The organism is Mesorhizobium sp. WSM4829 (assembly GCF_055811475.1).
In genome coordinates, this window is sequence record NZ_JBVVQJ010000006.1 from 182,599 (window position 1) to 199,089 (window position 16,491).

A 16,491-nucleotide genomic window follows, 5' to 3' on the forward strand; every position below is an offset into this window, starting at 1 on the left:
GGCCCGGCCGGGGCAACGCCCGCACCCATCCGCAAGTTGCCGGCGCGGCGCACCTGCGCGGCGCAGCCGGCGGTAAAAACCCTCCGGCGTAAACAAATCGGGGGGGCGCCTGTTAAGGGGCGCCGCCTTTTTTGTGGGTCCTCCGACTGCCGGGGGAACTGTCCCTTGGTGTCATATTCCAGCTAGGGTTGCCGGTTCCGCGGCCTTCGCGAACGCCCGATCCGTCGCCATAAACCGCTCAATCATCGGTGTGATCAGCCTGGCCGGCTCATGCGGCATTATAGCAATTTTCCCCAAGCCCTGGAAACCGCAACGCTGCAAATTGTGGCGGCAATGTTCCGGGCGCTAACACGGGCTTCCGTCGCGAAATTTCACGAGGCGGCGCTTGCGGCAAGCGGGCGCGACAACGGGCCGTCGGGGCTGCGCTGGGCAGTTGAGCTCGCCTATTTGGAAACCAAAGGCAGTATGACGATGACGATTTCTCCGTTTCTCACCGCTCTCGGATCCGACGGTCCCCCAGCCGAGCGAGCGAAAGACATGAACCTGTATGGATGGCTAATTGGAAGCTGGGAAATGGACACGGTCCACTACCGCGATGACGGCACAATCCAGAAATGGGATGGAGAATGCCATTTTGGCTGGGTGCTCGAAGGCCGCGCGATTCAGGACGTCTGGATCAGGCCCAAGCGCCCTGCGCCGTCCACGATGTATGGCACGACTTTGCGCATCTTCGATCCTGGGATCGATGGCTGGCACATCACATGGAACGACCCGCTCAACCGAGATCACTCGCGCCAGATCGGGCGGGCCGAGGGTAAGGACATTGTCCAACTCGGCACTGATTCGCGCGGTCTGAAAACTCGATGGCGTTTCACCGAGATCACTGCCAACAGATTCCATTGGATCGGCGAGGAAAGATCTTCCGAGAGCAACCCTTGGCAAATCACGTATGAACATTTAGTCCGCCGAACAAAACCCTGAAGCTAGACTGGCTGGCGTCTGCGCTGCCCCTCACCCGGCTGGGCGATGAGGAGCGGCGCCGAGATTGCAAAAGTTGGACCCGCGCCCCTCAAAGGCAATCCAACGGAAATTTCAAATAGCGGCGGCCGTTGGATTCCGGTTCCGGCAAGCGCCCGCCATTCATGTTGACCTGCAGCGCGTGCAGGATCAGCCTCGGCATCGGCAGCGTCCTGTCGCGCGCCTCGCGCAACGCAACGAAATCGGCCTCCGTCCTGCAAGCGGCAACATGGGTATTCCCGGATTTTTGTTCCGCGACCGTGCTCTCCCACAAGGGCTCGCGCCCCTCCGCCTGGTAGTCATGACCGACGAACAGACGCGTCTCGTCCGGCAGCGCGAGGATATTTTGGATCGAGCGCCAGAGTTGCGCGGCACTGCCGCCGGGAAAGTCCGCTCTCGCCGTGCCGCTGTCCGGCATGAACAGCGTATCATGGATGAAAGCGGCGTCGCCGATCACATAGGTGATCGAGGCCAGCGTGTGGCCCGGCGAAAAAAGCACCTTTGCCGGAACGCCGCCGACCGAAAAGGTCTCGCCGTCGGCAAACAGCCTGTTCCACTGGGATCCGTCGGCCGGAAACCCCGGCCAGTTGTAGATTGCCTTCCACAGTTTCTGGACGTCGACGACCTTCTCGCCGATCGCCGTCGGCGCTCCTGTCTTCGTGCTGAGATAGTGTGCCGCCGAGAAATGGTCGGCATGCGGGTGGGTGTCGAGGATCCATTCGACAACCAGCCGTTGATCTCTAATGAAGTCGAGCAGGGCGTCGGCATTTTTCGTGGCAGTGCTGCCGGACTTCTCGTCGAAATCGAGGACCGGATCAATGATTGCGCATCGTCGCGTCTGCGGGTCGGCAACGACATACTGGATGGACCCGCTCGGCTTGTCGTAAAAGCCTGCCACCTGCAGCTTGGCCGATGATGCGTCCAATCCCGGCTCCCTCAACTCCCACCCGGCAGGAATGGTTTTCCCTGCCGGGGTAAAAGAAGAGCATGGTCATTCGCCAGCGCCACGCCGTCAAGCACCGCATGCTTCGCCGAGGCAAAAAGGCCAAAAATCCTTCCGTGCCGCCTTCTCAGGCGGAGGGCTGCTTGGTCTTGCGGAGATACGGCAGGATCGTCTCGAAGGCGCCGAAACGCTTGACCGCATCCTCGTTGGAAACAGCGGCGGTGATGATGACGTCCTCGCCCTGCTTCCAGTTCGCCGGCGTCGCCACCTGGTGCTTGGCGGTCAACTGTATGGAATCGATCGCACGCAGGATCTCATCGAAGTTACGGCCGGTCGTCATCGGATAGGTGAGAACCAGCTTGATCTTCTTGTCGGGGCCGATGACATAAACTGAACGCACCGTAGCGTTGTCGGCGGGCGTGCGGCCTTCCGAGGTTTCGCCGGCGCCCGCCGGCAGCATCTCGTAAAGCTTGGCGACCTTGAGGTCCTTGTCGCCGATCAGCGGGTAGTTCACCGATTGGCCGGTCGCCTTCTTGATGTCGTCCTGCCATTTGCCATGGCTCTCGACCGGATCGACGGAAATGCCGATGATCTTGACGTTGCGCTTCTTGAACTCGCCTTCCAGCCCGGCCATCGTGCCGAGCTCGGTCGTGCAGACCGGCGTGAAATTCTTCGGATGGCTGAAAAGCACCGCCCAGCCGTCACCGATCCATTCGTGGAAGTTGATCGTCCCTTGCGTGGTTTCGGCCGTGAAATCCGGCGCGGTGTCGTTGATACGAAGGCTCATGATGCGTCCCTACCCTGTGATTGCAGCCGGCATGGACCATCCACCGGCCCTGCTTCCGCCTTTTTACCACTGCGGCGTCATCCTTCATACGCCTGTTGCACCGGTACCGGGGCCGGCGACGACAACTTTTTCGCCTTTTGTCGCAAACAGCAGCATTCCCGCCCATTGATGCCGGCGCAATAGGGCGTTGGGCGCGATGGCAGTGGAAGTCTAGGCCTTGTTCACCGCCAGCGTCGTCGCCAGATCTTCCATGCGCTGGGCGAGCGCGCCAAGCGCCTGGGTCAGCACGGAATCGTTCTTGTCGGCCTTGGTCAGCGCGTCGTCACGCGTCTTGCGCAGCGTCAGCACTTCGCTTTCCATGCCCTTGACGCGTTTTTGCAGTTCCGAAAGCTCGTCCATAACCATGATGCCGGCCATCACCGTCAGCCGCTGGTCGCCGATTTCGCCGAATGAGTCTTTCAGATGCGAGACATAGCGGTCGAAGCGCTCGGCAAGGTCGATCAGATGCTCTTCCTGGCCCTCGTCGCAAGCCATGCGATACTGCTTGCCATCGATGGAAACCGTGACTTGTGCCATTGGGCCAGCCCCTATCTATCCAACACGGCGCGGATGGTTTCCATGGCGGTCACCAGCCGACGCGACACTTCCTTGTTGGCGTCTTCCAGCCGTTCGGCGCGCGCTTCGGAATTGTCGAGTTCCTGCGCCAGCCGCGAGCGGTCGGCGTTCATGCGCTGCACCTCCGCCTCGGCTTCCGTATAGTCGCGCTCGTGCTCGAGCTTGGCCGCGACGGCGTTTTCCAGCCCCTCGATGGCCTTACCCAGCCTGGCGATGACTTCCTTGAGTGTCGTTTCCCCGGTCATGGCTTTCGTCCTGCGCCCTGCCCATCACCGAATCATCCACGTTCAGAACGCGTTATGTCTGAAACATTACGCGCCGTGTGAAGCCAACGTCAATAAAGCTCTCGCGACTGTCCCCTGCTAACGCTAATTTAGGCCACCAAAGCCCTTCTGGCGCCATCGCAAGTCCGGCAAAAGCGCCGGTTTACTGAACAACAAGGTCGGCAAAAACGCGCCGGTTTGTTGACTAAAAAGCCGCGCCTGCTATGTGTCGCGCACCCCTTTCCAGGGCTCTCCCAAGGCCCCGAACCCCGACTCTGGAGGAAGCATGACCTCGCGTGAACGACATGACCGGATGGCCAATGCGATCCGTTTTCTTTCCATGGACGCCGTCGAGAAGGCCCAGTCCGGCCACCCCGGCCTGCCCATGGGCTGCGCCGACATCGCCACGGTGCTGTTCACGCGTTTCCTGAAATACGATGCGAAGAACCCGCATTGGCCCGATCGCGACCGTTTCATCCTGTCGGCCGGCCACGGTTCTATGCTGCTTTATTCGCTGCTTTATCTGACCGGCTACGAGGACATCACCCTCGACCAGATCAAGCATTTTCGGCAAGTGGGATCGAGGACGGCGGGCCATCCCGAATATGGCCATGCCGCCGGCATCGAGACGACGACCGGCCCGCTCGGCCAGGGACTTGCCAATTCGGTCGGTTTCGCGCTCGGCGAGCGCATCATGAATGCCGCCTTCGGCAACGACCTCGTCGACCACTACACCTATGTGCTGGCCGGTGACGGCTGCCTGATGGAGGGCGTTTCCCAGGAAGCCATCGCGCTTGCCGGACATCTCAAGCTGAACAAGCTGATCGTCTTTTGGGACAACAACAACATCTCGATCGACGGCCCGGTTTCGCTGGCCGACAACACCGATCAGGTCGCCCGCTTCCAGGCGTCCGGCTGGAACGCCAGCCACATCGACGGCCAGGATCCGGAAGCGATCGCCTATGCCATCGAGGCGGCGCGCCATTCCGACAAGCCGACGATGATCGCCTGCAAGACGACGATCGGCTTCGGCGCGCCGACCAAGGCCGGCACCAACAAGGCGCACGGTTCGCCGCTCGGCGCCGAGGAAATCGCCGGCGCGAGAAAATTCTTCGGTTGGGATTATCCGCCTTTCGAGCTTCCTGCCGATATCCTCGACGCCTGGCGCGACGCCGGCAAGACCGGCATCACGGCACGCACCGACTGGGAAGGCCGCCTTGCCAGCGCCGACGCCCAATTGCGCAGCGAATTCGAGCGCCGCATAAGCGGCACGCTGCCGGCTAATTTCGACGCCGTCATCACCGACTACAAGAAGAAGCTCGCCGCGGACAAACCGAAGGTCGCCACCCGCAAATCGTCGGAAATGGCGCTCGAGATCATCAACGGCGCCGTGCCGGAAACCATCGGCGGCTCGGCCGACCTGACCGGCTCCAACAACACCAAGACCAGCCAGACCAAGAACATCACCTCGGACGACTATGGCCAGCGCTACGTTCACTACGGCGTCCGCGAGCACGGCATGGCCGCCGCGCTCAACGGACTGACGCTGCATGGCGGCCTCATCGCCTATGGCGGCACCTTCATGTGCTTTTCCGACTACGCCCGTCCGTCGATGCGGCTCGCCTCGCTGATGGGCATCCGCTCGATCTTCGTCATGACCCACGATTCCATCGGTCTCGGTGAAGACGGCCCCACCCATCAGCCGGTCGAGCATCTGGCCGCACTTCGCGCCATTCCGAACCACAATGTCTTCCGCCCGGCCGACGCGGTCGAGACCGCCGAATGCTGGCAGTTGGCGATCGAACAGGAAAAGACGCCTTCGACGCTGGCGCTGACCCGGCAGAACCTGGCGGCGGTGCGCAACGACTTCGTTGCGGAAAACCTTTGTCGCCAGGGCGCCTATGAGCTTGCCGCTGCCAGTGGCGATGCGGCGGTGACGATCTTCGCTTCGGGCTCCGAGGTCGAGATTGCGCTGGCGGCGCGCGAGGCGCTGGAGAAGCACGGCCATCCGACCCGCGTCGTCTCTGTGCCCTGCTTCGAATTGTTCGACAAGCAAAGTGACGATTACCGCAACAAGACGATCGGCAACGCGCCGATCAAGATCGCCATCGAAGCCGGCATCCGCCAGGGCTGGGATCATTTCATCGGCACCGACGGCATCTTCATCGGCATGACCGGCTTCGGCGCCTCTGGCACGATTGAACAGCTCTATCCGCATTTCGGCATCACCGCCGAAGCAACGGTGAAGGCGGCGGAAGCCCGCCTGCACGGCGAGTAAATGTACTGGTACCCGGCGAAGCCGCACATGGCGGTTTCGCCGGCAGCCGCGACCTAATGGACTTAAATCCAACCCATCGACGGCTGGATTCTTTGCCAGCCCGCCGTTATGAAGCTGCGGACTTGATCTTCGGCCTCCAACTCCCAGGGAGAGAAAAATGACCGTCAGAGTTGCCATCAACGGATTCGGCCGCATCGGCCGCAACATCCTGCGCGCCATCCACGAATCCGGCCGCAAGGACATCGATGTCGTCGCCGTCAACGACCTCGGCCCGGTCGAGACCAATGCACATCTGCTGCGCTACGACAGCGTGCATGGCCGCTTCCCGCATGAAGTGACGGTCGACGGTGACCAGATCACCGTCGGCAGCGAAAAATTCAAGGTCACCGCCATCAAGGACCCGACGCAGCTGCCGTGGAAGGATCTCGGCATCGACATCGCGCTCGAATGCACCGGGATCTTCACCGCCCGCGACAAGGCCGCCGCGCATCTGGCCGCCGGCGCCAAGCGCGTCCTCGTCTCGGCGCCGGCCGAGGGCGCCGACCTAACCGTCGTCTACGGCATCAACCACGACAAGCTGACCAAGGACCACATCGTCATCTCGAACGCCTCCTGCACCACCAACTGCCTGGCGCCGCTGGCAGCCGTGCTGCATGAGGCCGTCGGCATCGAGAAGGGCATGATGACGACGATCCACTCCTACACCGGCGACCAACCGACATTGGACACCATGCACAAGGATCTCTACCGCGCCCGCGCCGCGGCGCTGTCGCAGATCCCGACCTCGACCGGCGCGGCCAAGGCGATCGGCCTGGTGCTGCCCGATCTCAAGGGCAAGCTCGACGGCATCTCCATTCGCGTGCCGACCCCGAACGTCTCGGTCGTCGACTTCAAGTTCATCGCCAAGCGTTCGACCACGGTGCAGGAAATCAACGATGCGGTGATCGCCGCCTCCAACGGCAAGCTGAAGGGCGTTCTCGCCGTCACCCGTCATCCGAACGTGTCGATCGACTTCAACCACGACCCGCATTCCTCGATCATGGCGCTCGACCAGACCAAGGTCATGGACGGCAACTTCGTTTCGGTGCTGTCCTGGTACGACAATGAATGGGGTTTTTCCAACCGCATGGCCGACACATCAGTCGCCTTCGGCAAGACCATCGCCTGACCGCAGAACCATCTTCTTGCGACTTGAAACGCCCGGCCTGTCCGGGCGTTTTCATGAGAGCGCGCAGCGCCCTTTTGAATGCGCAACGACGCTCTAAGGGTTTGTTTGGCAAGACCCGCGCCTTGAGCGCCAAAACACTCGAAAATCAGCGGCATAGCGCAAAAAACCACCCTCACGCCTTGCACCGGTCATGTCTTCGCCTCACTCTCCCGTAAAGCGAGAGGGACACGAATTCGAGGGGCAATTGGCGGATGGAGCATGCGATCTATCTCGTGACGTTGGTCGGCGCCGCTCTCGTCGTTGCCGCCGCGTTTTCGAGCCTGATCGCCTTCCGCTTCGGCGCCCCTCTCTTGCTGCTGTTTCTCTGCATTGGCCTGGCCACTGGAACCGACGGCCTCGGCATCCAGTTCGACAATGCGCGGCTGGCTTATTTTGCCGGCTCACTGGCGCTGGCGGTGATCCTGTTCGATTCCGGTTTCGGCACACCGCTCAACGCGTTGCGCCAGGCGGCCGGACCGGCGCTGTCGCTGGCGACCATCGGCGTCCTTTTGACCACTGGCCTGTTCGGCGCGGTCGCCCATTATCTGCTCAATCTCAGCTGGCTGGAATCCTTCCTGCTCGGGGCCGCTGTCGCCTCGACCGACGCGGCAGCGGTGTTCTTCCTGTTGCGCGCCGGCGAGATCAATTTGCGCGAACGCGTACGCTCGACGCTCGAGGTGGAATCCGGCACCAACGACCCGATCGCCATCTTCCTGACAATAAGCCTGGTCGAGATCATCGCCGCCAACGCCAGCCCCGAGGCCAGGGTGCTGGTTACCGACCTCGTCCTCGGCTTCCTTATCAACATGGGGCTTGGCGCCATCGTCGGCATTTTCGGCGGCCTCGCCATCGTTCGCCTCGTCGACCGGCTCAATCTCGACCACGGGCTGCTGCCGATCTTCGTGCTGACGCTGTCGCTGATGGTGTTCGCCGCCGCCGGCGCCATTGGCGGCTCCGGCTTTCTGGCGGTCTATCTCGCCGGCCTCATTTCCGGCAATTCCGACATCCGCGCCGTTACCATCCTCAAGCGCTTCCAGGACGGCATGTCGTGGCTGGCGCAGATCATCATGTTCCTGATCCTCGGCCTGTTCGCGACGCCCTCGCAATTTCCGGCGATCCTGCTGCCGGCGGTGCTGCTGGGCCTGTTCCTGATATTCGTGGCGCGGCCGATCGCCGTCTGGCTTTGCCTTATGCCGTTTCGTCTGCCGCGCCCGGAAGTCGCCTTCGTCTCATGGGTGGGTCTGCGTGGCGCCGTGTCGATCCTGCTCGCCATTACGCCGCTGCTTGGCGGTCTTGAGAATGGCCGCCTCATCTTCAACACCGCCTTCATCGTGGTGTTGGTATCGCTGGTCATCCAGGGATGGACCGTCGGACCGCTGGCGCGCCGCCTCGGCCTGATCGTGCCCGCCCGCCTGGGTCCGTTGGACAAGGTCGAGCTCGAATTGCCTGGCTCCGCCCATCACGAACTGCTCGCCTACCGCGTTGCACCTGGCAGCCCGGTGGCGCGCGGCGAGCGCATTCCGCGCTGGGCGCGGCCGTCACTGGTGCTGCGCGACGGGCGCTCGATGCGCTTCCAGGACATGGGCAGACTCGCCGCCGGCGACCATGTCTACATCTTCGTGCCGGATCGCTATCCGGCCCTGCTCGACAAGCTGTTCGCCAGCCGCGCCGTGGTCGATCCCGAGGATGCCGACTTCTTCGGCGCCTTCGCCGTCGATCCGGCGCGCTCCGCCGCGGAACTGGAAGCCGCTTACGCGCCGGGCCTGACGGAGGAGGAACGCAAGCTGACGGTTGGCGACCTGGTGACGGAGCGGCTCGGTGGCCATGCCGAATATGCCGACCGCGTGCTGATTGGTCCGATCGAGCTGATCGTCCGCGATGTCGACGACAAGGGCAGGATCACTGGTCTCGGTCTTTCCCTCGAGCCGACCGCGCCGGTGGCGCGGGTGCCGGTGTTCCTGAGTGCCGGCGAGATCGCCGACCGCATCGTTGGCTTTGTGCGCAATTGGCGCAAGCGGACCAAAAAGCCGGGTGCCGAGGCGCCGGACGACGCGGAACCGGCTCCACAGCCAGTGATGGAAAAAACAACCGGCGAGGGCTGACTGCTTGCGACCGAGGCGTGGATCATATTTTCCGTGAACGCCGATGCAGGTCTTGCATCGTCGTTGATGCGGGGTAAGGTCCCCGCGATTTTTCGCGAAAGGGAACAGCATGGCCGGCTTTAAGACACTGGACGACATCGGCAATATCGACGGCAAGCGCGTGCTGGTGCGCGTCGACCTCAACGTTCCCGTCGCCAACGGCAAGGTCACCGACGCCACCCGCATCGAGCGCATCGCGCCGACCATCGCCGAGCTTTCAGGCAAGGGCGCCAAGGTCATCCTGCTTGCCCATTTCGGCCGGCCCAAGGATGGACCTTCGCCCGAATTCTCGCTTGAGCCGATCGCCAGGGCGGCCGCGGAGGTGCTTGGCCGCCCTGTCGGCTTCGCGGCCGATTGCATCGGCGACAAGGCCGCGAGCGCCGTCGCCGCCATGAACAACGGCGACGTGCTGCTGCTCGAAAACACCCGCTTCTACAAGGCCGAGGAGAAGAACGACCCGGCCTTCACCGAAAAGCTGGCCACCAATGGCGACATCTTCGTCAACGACGCCTTTTCCGCCGCCCACCGCGCCCATTCGTCGACGGAAGGGCTTGCGCAGCTGCTGCCGGCCTTCGCCGGCCGTACCATGCAAGCCGAGCTCGACGCGCTGGAAAAGGGCCTCGGCAATCCCGTCCGCCCTGTCGTTGCCATCGTCGGCGGCGCCAAGGTCTCGAGCAAGATCGACCTCCTGATGAATCTGGTGAAGAAGGTCGACGCGCTGGTCATCGGCGGCGGCATGGCCAACACCTTCCTCGCCGCGCGCGGCACCGCCGTCGGAAAATCGCTGTGCGAGCATGATCTCGCCAACACCGCCAAGCAGATCATGATCGAGGCGGCCGAAGCCGGCTGCGCCGTCATCCTGCCGGTCGACGGTGTCGTCGCCAGGGAATTCAAGGCGGGCGCCGCCAGCGAAACCGTCGCCATATCAGAGGTGCCGGCCGACGCCATGATCCTCGATGTCGGCGAAAAGACCGTGGAGACCGTTGCCGACTGGATCGACCGCGCCGCGACGCTGGTCTGGAACGGCCCGCTCGGCGCCTTCGAGATCGAGCCGTTCGACCGGGCGACGGTGGCGGCGGCCAGGCATGCCGCGGCCCGCACCAAGGCCGGCAAATTGATCTCGGTGGCAGGTGGCGGCGACACGGTGGCCGCCCTCAACCATGCCGGCGTCGCCGACGACTTCACCTATGTCTCGACCGCCGGCGGCGCCTTCCTGGAATGGATGGAGGGCAAGCCGTTGCCCGGTGTCGACGTGCTGAAGCGCTGAAGGCCCTGGGCAACAGGCGAACAGGGGCGTTTGCGCGTTTCAATCGATTCGAGCTTTCCGCTTGGAATGGTTCGACTTGAACCTGCTTTGCTCTAGTGGTCTGCTAGCCCGGATTTTCACACTGTTTGGAACAACCGGTTCAGGAGGATGCACAATGAGCGAACGACTCGAGGACATTGCCGCTGCGATGGTGGCCGACGGCAAGGGTCTTTTGGCCGCCGACGAGAGTTCCGGCACCATCAAGAAGCGCTTCGACGTCATCGGCGTCGAATCGACCGCCGACAGCCGCCGCGACTATCGCGAGATGATGTTCCGCGCCAGGGAGGCGATGACCAGATACATCTCCGGCGTCATCCTCTATGACGAGACCATTCGCCAGAAAGCCGCCGATGGCACGCCGCTGGTCGACATCATCAAGGCGACCGGCGCCATTCCAGGCATCAAGGTCGATGCCGGCGCCAAGCCGCTGGCCGGGTACCCCGGCGACACCATCACCGAAGGCCTCGACGGCCTGCGCGAGCGGCTCGCCGACTATTACAAGCTCGGCGCCCGTTTCGCCAAATGGCGTGCGGTGATCGACATCGACGTCGCCAGGGGCGTGCCCTCCGCCACGTCGATCGGCTCGAACGCCCATGCGCTCGCCCGCTATGCGGCGCTCTGTCAGGAGGCCGGCATCGTGCCGATCGTCGAGCCGGAGGTGCTGATGGACGGCGCCCACGACATCGGCACCTGCTACGAGATCAGCAAGGCAACGCTGGCGAAACTCTACACCGAGCTCTACGCCGCCCGCGTCGTCCTTGAAGGCACCATTCTGAAGCCGAACATGGTTCTCGCCGGCAAGAAGTCCGGCAGCACCAGCAGCCCCGAGGAAGTCGCCCAAAAGACCATAAAACTGTTCCGCGAGACGGTGCCGGCAGCGATTGGCGGCATCGCCTTTCTCTCCGGTGGGCAATCGGATGAGGAGGCGACCGCCAACCTCAACGCCATCAACGCCATCGGCCCGCATCCATGGAAGCTGACCTTCTCCTATGGCCGCGCCTTGCAGGCGGCGCCACAGAAAGCATGGAGCGGCAAGGCGGCCAACGTCGCCGCTGCCCAGGCAGCCTTCGCCCACCGCGCCCACATGAACCACCTGGCAGCGCTTGGCAAATGGCAGCCGGAGCTGGAACAGGCCGCCTGACCGGTCTTTTTAACTTCGTCCGAACCCGGGCCATGTGTCCGGGTTCCATCTGCTCCAATGCTCCAGAAAAACGACGCCGGTGTCGGCTTGCGTTGAGCCCGAACGTCGCTTGCCCCCATTAACTGGCTTTTGATGCAGCGCTTTCTTGCCCTCCTCACCTGGCTCGCCTTTCCGGTCTATGTCTGGCAGGGGCTCGGCGTGCGCCGCCGCACCAGCCGCATGCTGCCGGCGCAAGGTCCGGTCATGCACGAGATTTCGGGCCAGGCGCCGGCGATCTCACTGCTGATGCTTGGCGATTCTTCCGCCGCATCGGTCGGCATCGGCAATTCCGAATACGGGCTGGCCGCGCAACTGGCCGAGCTGATCTCAAAACGCACCGGCCGAGCGGTGCGCTGGCGGGCAGCCGACTTCAACTCGGCGACCTCAGGCCAGATCCGCGATCATGTGCTGCCCAATCTGTCGGCCGATCCCTGGACGCATATCGTGCTCGCCATCGGCACCAACGACACCAAGAACTTCCACTCGGTGCCACGCTTCAAAAGCGATTTTGGCGGCCTGCTCTACGCGCTGCGCGCCAAATGGCCGGAGGCGCGCGTGGTGTGGTCGCCGGTGCTGGAATTCACCCGCGCACCGGCAATGCCGCCGCTGCTTGGAAATATCCTGGAGATCCGCGCCGCCGAGATGAACCGGATGGGCGAGCGCCTTTGCCTTGAACGCGGCGCTGTGCCGGCGCCGCGCCTGCCGATCACCGATGCCGAAGCCGGTTTTGCCTCCGACGGATTTCATGCCTCGGAAGCGGGCTACCGGGCCTGGGCGGAACATCTGGTCGATTTGGTGCTGGCCAACGAACCACGCCTCGCGTAGCGGCCCGCCAGCGCTACGTCCCCAGCCCTACGTCCAATGCCCCAGCGCCGCTGTTATCGAAATCGCCGCCATCGCCAATACCGCCAGCTTCCAAAAATCGCTGCGCCGCTTCAGCCCCGGCCAGCCAAGCGGCTTGATCAGCTGGATGACCATCATGGCAATGATAACGAGCGCGAGGAGTTTCGACATGCCGCTTTTGACTAGCGCATCGGCCCGCAAATCGAAATCGATTTTCGAAGAGCACGATGCGTAGACTCAATGCTGCTGGAGCATCCTTTGCGCCTCCAAAGGGCGCGCGGCGCTCCAGCATCACGGTCGGCTGTCGAAGTACTCCTTTCGCTCACTCACGAGAGCGCTATGCCAGCGGCTTGAGGCCGGCCTCGATCGCAGCCCGTTTCGGTTCGAGGAACGGTGGCAAGGCCAGCCTTTCGCCCAGCGTTTCCAGCGGCTCGTCGGCCGTGAACCCTGGGCCGTCGGTGGCAATCTCGAACAATATGCCGTTTGGCTCGCGGAAATAGAGCGAGCGGAAGTAGTATCGCTCGACCTCACCGCTTGACGGCAGGCGGAATTCGGCCAGCCGCGCCGTCCATTGATGCAAAATCTCCTGGTCCGGCGCCCTGAATGCCACGTGGTGGACCGCACCGGCGCCCTGCCGTGCCGGCGCAAGGCCCGGCTGCACAGCGACATGAAGCTCCGCCGCCGGGCCGCCTTCTCCCATCTCGAAGACGTGAATCTGGCCCTGGCCATCCGGCGAGGCATAGTTTCTCGCCTTGCGCATGTTCATCACCCTGGTCAGCACTGTTTCAGTATTGGTGATGTCGGGAACGCTGATGACGATAGGCCCGAGCCCGCGTATCTGGTGCTCGATGGGGATCGGGCTTTGCACCCAGGGGTGACTGTCGCCCTTGCCGCCATCGCTGACGAGACGCAGGCGCTGGCCTTCCGGGTCTTCGAAGTCCAACGACGGGTAGCCGCCGATATCGCCGATCTCTCCCGTCGCGCCGATCTCTTCCGTCGCGACGGTCTCGCCGGCCAGGTGCTGCTTCCACCAGGCAAGGCTTTCAGGGCTGGCGACCCTCAGGCTGGTCCGCACGATGCTGTTGGTGCCGCGCCGTTCGCGTCCAACCGGCCAATCGAAGAAAGTAAGATCGGTGCCAGGCGTCGCCTCGGCGTCGGCATAGAAAAGGTGATAGGCCGATGTGTCGTCCTGATTGACCGTCTTCTTGACCAGTCGCAGGCCCAGGGTCCTGGTGTAGAAACGAAGGTTTCCGGGTGCATTGGCGGTGATTGCGGTCAGGTGGTGAATTCCTGTCAGTTGCAGGCTCATTGTCATCTCCCTGATCTCTCGAAAATTCTTCTCCGTAGATAGATATCAGAACCCCGGCCCTGTCGCTGCTGCGGATTCTGACGGTCCGTCGTTCGCAGACGAAAGACTTGATCCTGGCGACGAGAAAGCCTGCTTTTCCCGGGCAGACGGACGGGAAACGGCAAAACCTGGCACGCTCACCAAAGACCGCTCAGCCTCCTGACAGACTGCTGTCAGGAGGGGTGTGCGATAGTGTCTTCATCGAAAGAAGAGGAGACCAGCCATGAACGGTTTTACCATTCTCCGCAGCGTGCAGCACTATGTCGGCAAGATCCGGACGATGCGCAACGAGATCCGCACCCGGCGCTTCATGAACGGCTTGCCGCAGAGCATCCGCAAGGACATCGGTTGGCCGGATAATTATGATTGCCGCCACCGCCGCGGCCATTGAGGCGATTTTTTCGCAGCAGCAGTTGGATGCGGACGCCACAGCGCCCAGATAAACAGGTCCGGTTGACTGAAAGACGGAGCAGGAAATGTCCGAACAGAAAACTATCGGCGTTCTTTTCATCGATCGCTTCGCCGACTGGGAATACGGGCTGCTGGCGGCTTCGGCGGTCGAATGGTTCGGCGCACGCGCGGTTTCGCTGGCGCCGAACGGCAAGCCGGTGACTTCGGCCAGCGGATTTATGCTGACGCCCGACCGCTCCACCGCGGTTGATGAAACCACCGATCTCGACGCCGTCGCGGTCATCGGCTCCGACCAGTGGGTCGATGCCCCGCCTGATGTCTCCGCACTGCTGACGGCGATAGCGGCGCGCGGCGGCGTGGTCGGCGGCATCTGCGCCGGCACGCTGGCACTGGCGCGTGCCGGCCTGTTCGACAAGGCAAAACACACCAGCAATGGTCGTGACTGGATCAATGAAAAGGAGCCGGGCTATCCGGGCGCCCAGAACTATCAGGACGTGCCCTATGCCGTCGCCGACGGTCGCATCGTGTCCGCGCCGGGTTCGGCTCCCGGCACCTTCGCTCTTGCCTATTTGAAGACGCTCTATCCCCAGAGAAGCAGCGATCTCGCTGAGATGCGCACGCTGTTCGCCAAGGAGTATGCCGAAGGGGAATATGCTGAAGCCTCCTGACAGTATGGTGTCAGGAGCGGCGTGCAATAATTCGAAAGTACCAGGAGACAGACATGGCCTTCATCCCTGCAAAAGCTTCGGGCTCTTCGTCTAGGTGACGCATGGTAAAGAGCTGGAACGACAGGCTGAACACGCCGGGCATCAACGGTATCAAGCCGACGCCGCGGACTGTTGGCGACGTCGTCGAGGGCCAGCCGATGCTTGTGCCGACGGCTCGGCAGGTCGATGATTTCATTCGCTCCATTCCAGAGGGCGTGGCCATGGATATCCGCGCTTTGCGCGCCGCGCTCGCCATTGAGCATGGCGCCGAAGTGACATGTCCGGTCACCATCGGCTATCATCTACGCACTATCGCCGAGGCCGCGAACGAGGATCTGGAACGTGGCATGACGCTGAGCGACATCACACCGTTCTGGCGGGTGCTGGATGCAAAGACGCCGACAACAGGGAAGTTGTCCTTCGGCGCGGCATTCGTCGCCGCGCAGCGCAAGCGCGAAGGGCTTGAGCCATAATGCATCGCCCGAAAGTTGGAACCGGTTTGGGGACAACGACAGGCTAAAAACCACATCGAGGGACCGTACGATGCGCCGCGCCGACAGGCTCTTCCAGATCGTGCAGCATCTGCGCGGTGGCCGTCTGGTCACCGCACAGAAGCTGGGCACGTGGCTCGAGGTTTCCGAGCGAACCATCTACCGCGACATCGCCGACCTGCAGTCGACGGGCGTGCCGATCGACGGCGAGGCCGGCGTCGGCTACATGATGAGGGAGGGTTTCGACCTTCCGCCGCTGATGTTCACGCGTGACGAGATCGTCGCGCTGGTCGCCGGCGCCCGCATGGTGCGAGCATTTGGCGGCGCTGCCATGGCGCGGGCCGCCGACGAGGCGCTGGTCAAGATCGGCGCCGTGCTGCCCGATGCCGAAAAGGATCGCATCGCCCGCACCGAGATCCACACGCCGATGTGGGTGGTGAGCGACGCCGCCCGCGAAGCAATCGACCTGATCGAGCGCGCGGTGGAAAAACGCCAGGTGCTGACCATCGACTACTCCGACGAAGCAGGCCGCAGCACCGTGCGCGACATCAGGCCATTGGGCCTGTGGTTCTGGGGCAAGGTGTGGACGCTGGTCGCCTGGTGCGAGATGCGCGACGACTTTCGCGCTTTCCGCATCGACCGCATTGCTTCAGTGGTCATAGCCGGCCGCGTCTTCAAGCCGGAGCGCGGCAAGCAGCTCGCCGATTTTTACCGTGCGGTGGAGCGCAGCGAGGACTACGGCATGGCGCCGGACCGGGCCGCGCGAACCTAGGCGCGGCGCCTCTTCCTTCTCCCCTTGTGGGAGAAGGTGGCCGCCCACGGGTCTTGCCTCCGGCAAGCCCGAGGACAGGCTCCGCGGCCGGATGAGGGGTGTTCCAGGGAACGCCGACGCCTCATTTCTTCCAACACCCCTCTTCCGTCTCAGCGCTGCGCGCCGATCCACCTTCTCCCACA

At 63.0% G+C, this 16,491-nt stretch carries 18 protein-coding genes; 11 read left to right on the forward strand and 7 right to left on the reverse strand.

Annotation, left to right across the window (positions count from 1 at the left end):
- Positions 1-171: 171 nt before the first annotated feature.
- The gene (locus tag AC0L17_RS08535; protein ID WP_473515482.1) at positions 172-279 is read right to left on the reverse strand and encodes a DUF2274 domain-containing protein; all 108 of its coding nucleotides are present in this window, start codon (positions 277-279) and stop codon (positions 172-174) included.
- On the opposite strand from AC0L17_RS08535, the gene AC0L17_RS08540 reads away from it, so the two are divergent.
- Entirely contained in the window at positions 271-981 is a 711-nt protein-coding gene (locus AC0L17_RS08540) for a hypothetical protein (protein ID WP_473515483.1), read from the forward strand. The two genes, AC0L17_RS08535 and AC0L17_RS08540, sit on opposite strands and share 9 nt — an antisense overlap.
- An 88-nt stretch (positions 982-1,069) precedes the next feature.
- On the opposite strand, the gene AC0L17_RS08545 is transcribed toward AC0L17_RS08540, so the two are convergent.
- The 4 genes from AC0L17_RS08545 to AC0L17_RS08560 form a co-directional block, all read right to left on the reverse strand.
- On the reverse strand, positions 1,070-1,942 hold the full coding sequence (locus AC0L17_RS08545; protein WP_473515484.1) for an MBL fold metallo-hydrolase: 873 nt from the start codon (positions 1,940-1,942) through the stop codon (positions 1,070-1,072).
- Positions 1,943-2,087: 145 nt separating this feature from the next.
- The gene (locus AC0L17_RS08550; protein WP_077380501.1) at positions 2,088-2,747 is read right to left on the reverse strand and encodes a peroxiredoxin; all 660 of its coding nucleotides are present in this window, start codon (positions 2,745-2,747) and stop codon (positions 2,088-2,090) included.
- A 210-nt stretch (positions 2,748-2,957) separates the two neighbouring features.
- Complete coding sequence (locus AC0L17_RS08555; protein ID WP_023797070.1) at positions 2,958-3,323, reverse strand: cell division protein ZapA; 366 nt, start codon at positions 3,321-3,323, stop codon at positions 2,958-2,960.
- 11 nt (positions 3,324-3,334) lie between these two features.
- Entirely contained in the window at positions 3,335-3,607 is a 273-nt protein-coding gene (locus AC0L17_RS08560; RefSeq protein WP_023797069.1) for a DUF4164 domain-containing protein, read from the reverse strand.
- Between the two features lie 304 nt (positions 3,608-3,911).
- Here AC0L17_RS08560 and tkt point away from each other — a divergent pair, with 304 nt between their 5' ends.
- From tkt to AC0L17_RS08590, 6 genes are all read left to right on the forward strand, one after another.
- Positions 3,912-5,903 (forward strand): transketolase, encoded by a 1,992-nt coding sequence (tkt, locus tag AC0L17_RS08565; RefSeq protein WP_473515485.1) that lies wholly within the window; start codon positions 3,912-3,914, stop codon positions 5,901-5,903.
- A gap of 157 nt (positions 5,904-6,060) precedes the next feature.
- Positions 6,061-7,071, forward strand: coding sequence for a type I glyceraldehyde-3-phosphate dehydrogenase (gene gap, locus AC0L17_RS08570; RefSeq protein WP_473515486.1), 1,011 nt, complete (start codon positions 6,061-6,063; stop codon positions 7,069-7,071).
- Positions 7,072-7,322: 251 nt separating this feature from the next.
- Positions 7,323-9,212: a potassium/proton antiporter gene (locus AC0L17_RS08575; protein WP_473515487.1), complete on the forward strand. Its 1,890-nt coding sequence runs from the start codon at positions 7,323-7,325 to the stop codon at positions 9,210-9,212.
- 109 nt (positions 9,213-9,321) lie between these two features.
- Positions 9,322-10,518, forward strand: coding sequence for a phosphoglycerate kinase (locus AC0L17_RS08580; RefSeq protein ID WP_473515488.1), 1,197 nt, complete (start codon positions 9,322-9,324; stop codon positions 10,516-10,518).
- Between the two features lie 154 nt (positions 10,519-10,672).
- On the forward strand, positions 10,673-11,698 hold the full coding sequence (locus tag AC0L17_RS08585) for a class I fructose-bisphosphate aldolase (RefSeq protein WP_473515489.1): 1,026 nt from the start codon (positions 10,673-10,675) through the stop codon (positions 11,696-11,698).
- Positions 11,699-11,830: 132 nt separating this feature from the next.
- Positions 11,831-12,562: an SGNH/GDSL hydrolase family protein gene (locus AC0L17_RS08590; RefSeq protein WP_473515490.1), complete on the forward strand. Its 732-nt coding sequence runs from the start codon at positions 11,831-11,833 to the stop codon at positions 12,560-12,562.
- Between the two features lie 27 nt (positions 12,563-12,589).
- On the opposite strand, the gene AC0L17_RS08595 is transcribed toward AC0L17_RS08590, so the two are convergent.
- Both AC0L17_RS08595 and AC0L17_RS08600 read right to left on the reverse strand, forming a co-directional pair.
- Entirely contained in the window at positions 12,590-12,781 is a 192-nt protein-coding gene (locus AC0L17_RS08595) for a hypothetical protein (RefSeq protein WP_473515522.1), read from the reverse strand.
- Between the two features lie 136 nt (positions 12,782-12,917).
- Positions 12,918-13,889, reverse strand: coding sequence for a ring-cleaving dioxygenase (locus tag AC0L17_RS08600; RefSeq protein ID WP_473515491.1), 972 nt, complete (start codon positions 13,887-13,889; stop codon positions 12,918-12,920).
- A 262-nt stretch (positions 13,890-14,151) separates the two neighbouring features.
- On the opposite strand from AC0L17_RS08600, the gene AC0L17_RS08605 reads away from it, so the two are divergent.
- The 4 genes from AC0L17_RS08605 to AC0L17_RS08620 all read left to right on the forward strand — a co-directional run bounded on the left by AC0L17_RS08605 (position 14,152) and on the right by AC0L17_RS08620 (position 16,309).
- Positions 14,152-14,319 carry a hypothetical protein gene (locus tag AC0L17_RS08605; RefSeq protein ID WP_023797061.1) on the forward strand — a complete coding sequence of 56 codons (168 nt, stop codon included), beginning with the start codon at positions 14,152-14,154 and terminating at the stop codon, positions 14,317-14,319.
- 85 nt (positions 14,320-14,404) lie between these two features.
- Positions 14,405-15,007, forward strand: a complete 603-nt coding sequence (locus AC0L17_RS08610; protein ID WP_473515492.1) for a DJ-1/PfpI family protein — start codon at positions 14,405-14,407, stop codon at positions 15,005-15,007.
- A gap of 101 nt (positions 15,008-15,108) precedes the next feature.
- Complete coding sequence (locus AC0L17_RS08615; RefSeq protein ID WP_473515493.1) at positions 15,109-15,519, forward strand: hypothetical protein; 411 nt, start codon at positions 15,109-15,111, stop codon at positions 15,517-15,519.
- Positions 15,520-15,589: 70 nt separating this feature from the next.
- Positions 15,590-16,309 carry a helix-turn-helix transcriptional regulator gene (locus AC0L17_RS08620; protein ID WP_023797058.1) on the forward strand — a complete coding sequence of 240 codons (720 nt, stop codon included), beginning with the start codon at positions 15,590-15,592 and terminating at the stop codon, positions 16,307-16,309.
- Positions 16,310-16,491 lie beyond the last annotated feature (182 nt).